Annotated in this window: 4 protein-coding genes; 2 read left to right on the top strand and 2 right to left on the bottom strand. The window is 64.1% G+C overall.

Going from position 1 to position 5,414, the window contains the following annotated elements; translation table 11 throughout:
- Window positions 1–318 (top strand): c-type cytochrome (locus V5B39_RS21560; protein WP_332344877.1); only part of this gene is annotated, 318 nt, incomplete at its 5' end.
- A 91-nt stretch (window positions 319–409) separates the two neighbouring features.
- On the opposite strand, the gene V5B39_RS21555 is transcribed toward V5B39_RS21560, so the two are convergent.
- Both V5B39_RS21555 and V5B39_RS21550 read right to left on the bottom strand, forming a co-directional pair.
- Window positions 410–763 (bottom strand): hypothetical protein, encoded by a 354-nt coding sequence (locus tag V5B39_RS21555; RefSeq protein ID WP_332344876.1) that lies wholly within the window; start codon window positions 761–763, stop codon window positions 410–412.
- A 164-nt stretch (window positions 764–927) separates the two neighbouring features.
- Window positions 928–2,922, bottom strand: coding sequence for a UvrD-helicase domain-containing protein (locus V5B39_RS21550; RefSeq protein ID WP_332344875.1), 1,995 nt, complete (start codon window positions 2,920–2,922; stop codon window positions 928–930).
- Between the two features lie 334 nt (window positions 2,923–3,256).
- Here V5B39_RS21550 and V5B39_RS21545 point away from each other — a divergent pair.
- Window positions 3,257–5,414: cytochrome c (locus tag V5B39_RS21545; RefSeq protein ID WP_332344874.1), on the top strand; the 2,158-nt coding region annotated here is incomplete at its 3' end.

Genomic DNA, 5,414 nt, shown 5'->3' with positions numbered 1-5,414 from the left:
GAGGCGGAAGCTCGCATTCAGCCGGTCGCCAGGCTGGAACTGGCCAAGGCGCCAGCGGCGAAGTCGGATGGCAAGCCGCGTGACGGCGCGACAGTCTATAACTCGGTGTGCATGGCCTGCCACGCGAGTGGCGCCGCGGGTGCGCCGAAAGCCGGCGACAAGGCGGCCTGGGCGCCGCGTATTGCCACCGGCACGGCGGCGCTGATCAGCAGCGTGACCAATGGCAAGGGGGCGATGCCGCCCAAGGGCGGCGGTGCCGACCTGACGGATGCCGAGATCAAGGCCGCGGTGGAGCACCTGGTCGGTCTGGCCAGGTAGGTCGGGTTTGACCGGCAGCAAAAAGCGGCCACAAGGCCGCTTTTTGCTGCCCTTCGGGAGGTTATCCCGAAGGTGCCGCGTCTAGCGCAGCTTACTTGGTCGGAGCCGGGGCTGCGGCAGGGGTGCTGCCGGCACCGGGCGTGGTGCTCGCGGTGGCGGGAGGAGCTTCGGTTTTCTTGGCCTCGCTGCCCTTGCTCTCAGGCTTGCTGGAAACCTTCACGGCTTTCGGCTTCGCCTCCACCTTGGTTGTTTCCGCCTTGACTTCCGGCTTGGCTGGCGTGACGGCGGCCGGTGCGGCTGCCGTCGTCGGGGTTACCGCGGCCGGCACCGTGGCGGCGGGCTTGCTGGCTTCCATTGGCTTGGCCGGGCTGGTAGCCGTTGCCTGCGCGAAAGCGGCGGAACCAAAGGCAGCAGCGATGGCGATGGCGATGATCTTCTTGAACATGGTGATTTCCTTTCATTGATGGGTGGTTTGTTTCGCTCGGCCGTTTTGTTGGATTCTGTCGTTTCCTTGCAGCCTTGCTACCATCAACGCGGCGACTGACCGGTGGGATGTCAACAGTTGTGTAATGTGCAGTAACCGGGCGTGACCCGAACGCTGCCCGGGCCTTACTTCACCTTGCCCAGCATCGCCTTGAGCGCAGAAAAGCGATCGGCATTGAGCGCCTTGTCCGGCGGGCTCTCTGCCTTGCCGCCCGAGAAGCGCAGGTCCTCGCTACCCATCTCGGCAATGAAGCGCGACGCCTCGCAGGGAATCACTTCGCGACCCTGCTGACGCTTCTCCGCGTAGCTCAGGTGCAGCGAGCGCTGCGCACGGGTGATGCCGACGTACATCAGGCGACGCTCCTCTTCGATGCGGCCGTCAGTCTGCGCTTCCCGGTGTGGCAGAACGCCTTCCTCGACGCCGATCAGGAAGACGTGTTTGAACTCCAGTCCCTTGGCGGCGTGCAGCGTCGACAGTTGCACGGCGTCGACCTCGCTATCCTCCCGGTCGAGCATGTTGATCAGGGCAATGGTCTGGGTGAGGTCGATCAAGGTCTTCTGCTCCTCCTCTCCCTTGCGGCTCAACCAGTCGCAGAACTCCTGAACATTGCTCCACTTGACCCGAGCGGTCCGCGCTTCGTCCTGATCGTACAACCAAGGCTCGTAAGCGATCGCGGTGAGCAGATCGGCCATCACCTGTGCTGCCGGTTCTCTGCCGGCGCGCGCTTGCAGGCGTTTGACGAACTCGCAGAACTCGAGCAGGGGGGTGAGTTGGCGTGTCTGGACGCGTGCTGCGAAGCCCTGCTCGAAGGCGGCAGCGAAGAGCGAAATCCGGCGTTCGCCGGCATAGCTGCCCAGTGCCTGCAGCGTGCCGGTACCGACGCCTCGCCGGGGCGTACTGACAGCACGGATGAAAGCCGGGTCATCGTCGTTGTTTGCCAGCAGGCGGAGGTACGAAGTGATGTCCTTGATCTCGGCCTTTTCGAAGAAGGACTGCCCGCCGGACAAGAGATAGGGGATGCGCTGGTTGCGCAGAAACTGCTCGATCGCGCGCGCCTGGAAATTGCCGCGATAGAGGATCGCATAATCCCGGAATTTTCCCTGATGCTCGAAGCGGTGGGCCTGCAGCTTCATGACCACCGACTCGGCCTCCTTCTCCTTGTCCGGGCAGGTGTGGACGGTGATTGGATCACCGTGGCCAAGCTCTGACCAGAGCTTCTTGTCGAACAGCTTTTCGTTGTGCGAGATCAGGGCGTTGGCCGCTTTGAGGATCCGGATCGTCGAGCGGTAGTTCTGTTCGAGCTTGATTACCTTGAGGTTCGGGTAGTCGCGCGGCAGCCCGCGCAGATTGGCGATATCCGCGCCGCGCCAGCCATAGATTGCCTGATCGTCATCGCCGACGGCGGTGAATGCGGCGCGCGGTCCCGCCAGCAGCCTGAGCAACTGGTACTGGCTGACATTGGTATCCTGGTATTCGTCGATCAGCAGATAGCGCAGGCGGTTCTGCCATTTGTCGCGGATTGCCGGCTGCTTCTCGAAGAGCGCCACGGGGATCGCGATCAGATCGTCAAAGTCGACCGCCTGGTACGCCCTTAGAGTCGCCGCATAACTGTCGAACGCGTTGGCAGCGAGAGCCTCGCTATCGGTCTGGGCATTTTTCCGCGCCTCGTCCGGCGAGACGAGGGCGCTCTTCCAGTTCGAGATCAGCCACTGCAGCTTGCGTATGGTGGCCTTGTCGACACTGCCGGCCAGCTCCGAAATGATACCGAAGCAGTCGGTCGAGTCCAGGATCGAAAAGCCGGGTTTGTAGCCGATGCTGCCGGCCTCCTCGCGCAGGATACGCACCCCGAGAGCGTGAAAGGTCGAGATCGTCAGGCCTTGCGAAGGTTTGCCGGCAAGTAGCCTGCTCACCCGCGCCTGCATTTCGCGCGCCGCCTTGTTGGTGAAGGTGATCGCTGCGATATTGCCCGGGCTGAAGCCGCAGGACTCGATCAGGTAGACGATCTTCTCGGTGATCACGCGCGTCTTGCCCGAGCCGGCACCGGCGAGGACCAGCAGGGGCCCGTCGAGGTAGCGGATTGCTTCACGTTGCGGGGGGTTCAGCACGGATATCGCGGACATCGCCGGGGGTCGGGGCTGGATCGGGGCGCGATTCTAGCATGCCGCAGGCGGAAGCCTGCCCCGGCGATCGTCGTGTTCGTCTGCCGGCCGCCGAGGGCGTTCGCGGTCGATGCCAGGAACCAGGCGACCTCCCCTCCGCCGGCAGGCGCCAGTGCCACATTCGCCCGGTGAATGATCTGCGAGTCCCGCATTCAGCAACTCTATGGAACCGCCCCGGTTCAAGCCTGTTCTCATGATCACTAGGCTGACGTGGCCACCGGGAAGCGTCGCGCGGGCAAACAAGAACTGACAAGACCGCGGACCCTGGATGTGTCTGGACATCAGGAGGGAAGACATGAAACGTGCTCTGCTTGCCGCGGTGGCGGTATTGGTCATGGTCGGCGCCGGTGTTGGCGTCTTTCACGAGCGAACGGCAGGTGACGCCTATGCCCAGAGCGCTCCCGCTGCCGCTGCCGCTGTCGTCGTCGCGTCGGGGCAGGCGCTTCCCGAAGTGTCCAGCGTCGATCAGGACGCCCCCTACCACGAGGCCTGCGCCCGCGAGGGACTGAACGAGTCCGAGTGCGTCGGCCGGCTGATCTGGTTCAAGGCCACTGCCGGCAACGACCGTTTTCATACCTATACCTTCCAGCAGCGCATCGGTGTGCTGGTCGACTGGTTCCGCGTGCTTCGCGCCGACCAGCGCGATGATCGCTTCTGGGCGTGGGGAATCATCAACGATCCGGCCTGCTGCAAGCCCGGCGAACCCGACTGCCCCGCCCGCTCGGTCGAGGAGACCTACGGCTTCGACTGGTGCCCCGGTGACGACGTGCTGCTCAAGTATGTCGGCAAACCGGGCTACGTCGATCCCGCCTGCAGCCTGAAGGATGCGGCGCTGGACGCCGACGATCCGCATAGCCAGGGTGGCAAGGCCGACCAGCGACACACGGCCTGCGACCTGAAATTTGGCACTTCGACCGGTGCGCTGGGCATCCGCAAGTTTCCCAATCCGCGATTTGACGCCGCCAAGTGGACGCAGCTCAACGGCGGCACGGCGACGTGGTCCGGCTACAGCCGGACGCTCGTCGCGACCAGCGGCATCGAATCGGATCAGCGGGTGAGCAAGCTGGCCGACGCCTCGGTCGAGCCGCCCTTCCTGATCGGCACCTCCTGTGGCTCGTGCCATATTGCCTTTGACCCGCTCAACCCGCCGGCGGATCCGGCGCATCCGAAGTGGGAGAACATCAAGGGCCTGATCGGCAACCAGTACACCCGCATGTCCGAGTTGCTGGGGTCGGGGATGCCGATCAGCAGCCTGGAATACCAGATGTTTGCCCATGCCCGGCCGGGCGTCACCGACACCTCGGCGATCTCGCACGACCAGATCAACAACCCGGGTACGATCAACGCCCTGATCAATGTGGCCCAGCGGCCCGTATTCAAGGGCGAAATCGTCACCAAGTGGCGCAAGGCCAACTCCTGTGGCGCCGAGAAGGACGAGGACAAGTGCTGGTGCGAACCGGGCCGCAACGGCAAGTGCTGGCAGAAGAGCACGCGTGAGGACGACACGACGGTGGTCAACCTCGGCGGCCAGAAAGTCGTGCTGCCCGGCGTGCACCGCATCCTCAAGGGTGGTGAGGATTCGATCGGCGCGCACGAAGCGATCCAGCGCGTCTATTTCAACATCGGCTCTTGCGCCGAGCAGTGCTGGGTCAATCACTTCTCCGACATGCGCCAGGTTGACCCGGAGCAGCGCGGCTTTGGCCAGACGCCGTTCAACATCGGGCAGTGCCGGCGCGATTGCCCGAACTTCCGGGCGATCGAGGATCGCCTGCAGAATCTGCTTGATTTCTTCGCTTCTGCCGAGTCGGACCAGACCGACCTGGCCGCCGCCCGGGCCAGGGCCCGCCAGGCGACGAATCCGGCGGCGAGCTACAGCCGCGCCGATTTCGTCTTCGAGCTGGAACAGGAGTTCGGCAAAGGCGCTGTCACGCGCGGGCAAACGGTGTTCGCGGAGAACTGCGCGCGTTGCCATTCGAGCATCCCGGAAAGCGAAGGCGGGCCGTTCAGGAACCGTGACTTCGCGGCTGCCAACCCGCAGCACCCGCGCCAGGTGCGTGCCGATTTCCTCGGCAACGATCAGCCAACACCGGTCACCGAGGTCGGCACTTTCCGTTGCCGAGCGCTGCACTCGAACCACAAGGCCGGCCACCTGTACATGGAGTACGCTTCCGACACTCTGCGCAAGCAGCCGCTGGTCGCCGACATTCCCGAGCGCAACGAACTCAAGGACGGCGGTCGCGGCTATTACCGCAACATTTCGCTGGTCAATGTCTGGGCGACGGCGCCGTTCATGCACAACAATGCCATCGGTCCCGAAATCTGCGGCAAGCCTGCCAACAAGGCCAACGACTTCCACCGCGCCCGCTATGTCGACGCCAGCGGCAAGCCGCTCGATCAACAGCCCGACTGCCTGCGCTACGACCCCAGCGTCGAGGGACGCTTCGAGCTCTACA

It is taken from the genome of Accumulibacter sp. (assembly GCF_036625275.1).
Taxonomy (GTDB): Bacteria; Pseudomonadota; Gammaproteobacteria; order Burkholderiales; family Rhodocyclaceae; genus Accumulibacter.
Note: the sequence above shows the minus strand (reverse complement) of the source record. Positions and strands in the feature narration are given on the sequence as shown.

Coding starts and splice junctions, on each gene's coding strand:
- V5B39_RS21555 (WP_332344876.1), bottom strand. CDS start 763: ATGTTCAAGAAGATCATCGCCATCGCCATCGCTGCTGCCTTTGGTTCC.
- V5B39_RS21550 (WP_332344875.1), bottom strand. CDS start 2,922: ATGTCCGCGATATCCGTGCTGAACCCCCCGCAACGTGAAGCAATCCGC.